Here is a 2932-nt window from a genome sequence, read left to right on the forward strand (position 1 = left end):
CCATAAGTAGAAGTCAAAAGGCTACTTTGGGTTGTATGGTTAAGTGACTAAGCGTATACGGTGGATGCCTTGGCAAATAGAGGCGATGAAGGACGTGTAAGTCTGCGAAAAGCTGTGGTGAGCTGACAAAACGCATTTGAGCCACAGATGTCCGAATGGGGAAACCCACACATTTATGTGTATCTGCAACTGAATACATAGGTTGTAGAGGCGAACGAGGGGAACTGAAACATCTAAGTACCCTTAGGAAAAGAAATCAACCGAGATTCCCCTAGTAGCGGCGAGCGAACGGGGATTAGCCCTTAAGTTATATTGGTGTTAGTGGAACGGTCTGGAAAGTCCGGCGATACAGGGTGATAGCCCCGTACACGACGATGCCTTTATAGTGAAATCGAGTAGGTCGGGACACGTGTTATCTTGACTGAATATGGGGGGACCATCCTCCAAGGCTAAATACTCCTATTTGACCGATAGTGAACCAGTACCGTGAGGGAAAGGCGAAAAGAACCCCTGTGAGGGGAGTGAAATAGAACCTGAAACCGTATACGTACAAGCAGTGGGAGCCCTTCGGGGTGACTGCGTACCTTTTGTATAATGGGTCAGCGACTTATATTTAGTAGCAAGGTTAAGCAATTAGTGGAGCCGTAGCGAAAGCGAGTGTTAACTGCGCGTTTAGTTGCTAGGTATAGACCCGAAACCCGGTGATCTAGCCATGGGCAGGTTGAAGGTTGAGTAACATCAACTGGAGGACCGAACCCACTAACGTTGAAAAGTTAGGGGATGACTTGTGGCTGGGGGTGAAAGGCCAATCAAACCGGGAGATAGCTGGTTCTCCCCGAAATCTATTTAGGTAGAGCCTCGGACGAATTCCATTGGGGGTAGAGCACTGTTAAGGCTAGGGGGTCATCCCGACTTACCAACCCTTTGCAAACTCCGAATACCAATGAGAACTATCCGGGAGACACACGGCGGGTGCTAACGTCCGTCGTGAAGAGGGAAACAACCCAGACCGCCAGCTAAGGTCCCTAAATATTGCTAAGTGGGAAACGATGTGGGAAGGCTAAGACAGCTAGGAGGTTGGCTTAGAAGCAGCCACCCTTTAAAGAAAGCGTAATAGCTCACTAGTCGAGTCGGCCTGCGCGGAAGATGTAACGGGGCTAAGCAATATACCGAAGCTGCGGCAGCATAGTTTACTATGCTGGGTAGGGGAGCGTTGTGTAAGCTGTTGAAGGTGAACTGTGAGGTTTGCTGGAGGTATCACAAGTGCGAATGCTGACATGAGTAACGATAATGGGGGTGAAAAACCCCCACGCCGGAAGACCAAGGTTTCCTGTCCCATGCTAATCAGGGCAGGGTAAGTCGGCCCCTAAGGCGAGGCAGAAATGCGTAGTCGATGGGAAACGGGTTAATATTCCCGTACTTGTATAATCAGTGATGGAGGGACGGAGAAGGCTAGGCCATCGTGGCGTTGGTTGTCCACGTGAAAGTGTGTAGGCTGAGATTTTAGGTAAATCCGGAATCTCAAGGCCGAGACACGAGACGAGACTCTACGGAGTTGAAGTGGTTGATGCCCTGCTTCCAGGAAAAGCTTCTAAACTTATGATTATATGAACCGTACCCCAAACCGACACAGGTGGTCAGGTAGAGAATACTAAGGCGCTTGAGAGAACTCGGGTGAAGGAACTCGGCAAAATTGTACCGTAACTTCGGGAGAAGGTACGCCGCTGAATGTGAAGGACTTGCTCCGTAAGCATTCGGCGGTCGCAGTGACCAGGTGGCTGGGACTGTTTATTAAAAACACAGCACTCTGCAAACTCGAAAGAGGACGTATAGGGTGTGACACCTGCCCGGTGCCGGAAGGTTAATTGATGGGGTTAGCTTAGGCGAAGCTCTTGATCGAAGCCCCGGTAAACGGCGGCCGTAACTATAACGGTCCTAAGGTAGCGAAATTCCTTGTCGGGTAAGTTCCGACCTGCACGAATGGTGTAACCATGGCCACGCTGTCTCCACCCGAGACTCAGTGAAATTGAAATCGCAGTGAAGATGCTGTGTACCCGCACCTAGACGGAAAGACCCCGTGAACCTTTACTACAGCTTGGCACTGAACATTGAACCTACATGTGTAGGATAGGTGGGAGGCTTTGAAGTGTGAACGCTAGTTTGCATGGAGCCGTCCTTGAAATACCACCCTTGTATGTTTGATGTTCTAACACCGGTCCCTTATCGGGATTGTGGACAGTGTCTGGTGGGTAGTTTGACTGGGGCGGTCTCCTCCCAAATAGTAACGGAGGAGCACGAAGGTTAGCTAATCACGGTCGGACATCGTGAGGTTAGTGCAATGGCATAAGCTAGCTTAACTGCGAGACAGACACGTCGAGCAGGTACGAAAGTAGGTCATAGTGATCCGGTGGTTCTGTATGGAAGGGCCATCGCTCAACGGATAAAAGGTACTCCGGGGATAACAGGCTGATACCGCCCAAGAGTTCATATCGACGGCGGTGTTTGGCACCTCGATGTCGGCTCATCACATCCTGGGGCTGAAGTCGGTCCCAAGGGTATGGCTGTTCGCCATTTAAAGTGGTACGCGAGCTGGGTTTAGAACGTCGTGAGACAGTTCGGTCCCTATCTGGTGTGGGCGTTGGATGATTGATGGGAGCTGCTCCTAGTACGAGAGGACCGGAGTGGACGAACCGCTGGTGTTCGGGTTGTCATGCCAATGGCATTGCCCGGTAGCTACGTTCGGAACGGATAACCGCTGAAAGCATCTAAGCGGGAAGCCGGCCCAAAGATGAGTCATCCCTGACCTTTAAGGTCTGGAAGGGTTGTTATAGACGATGACGTTGATAGGCAGGGTGTGGAAGCGTTGTGAGGCGTTAAGCTAACCTGTACTAATTGCCCGAGAGGCTTAACCATACAACGCCAAATTAGCTTT

At 50.7% G+C, this 2932-nt stretch carries 1 rRNA gene; it reads left to right on the plus strand.

From position 1 onward, the window contains the following. Positions 1 to 37 precede the first annotated feature (37 nt). Positions 38 to 2913, plus strand: a 23S ribosomal RNA gene (locus ACXAH6_RS20295). Positions 2914 to 2932 lie beyond the last annotated feature (19 nt).

This window comes from Alteromonas sp. ABE4_545 (assembly GCF_056161325.1).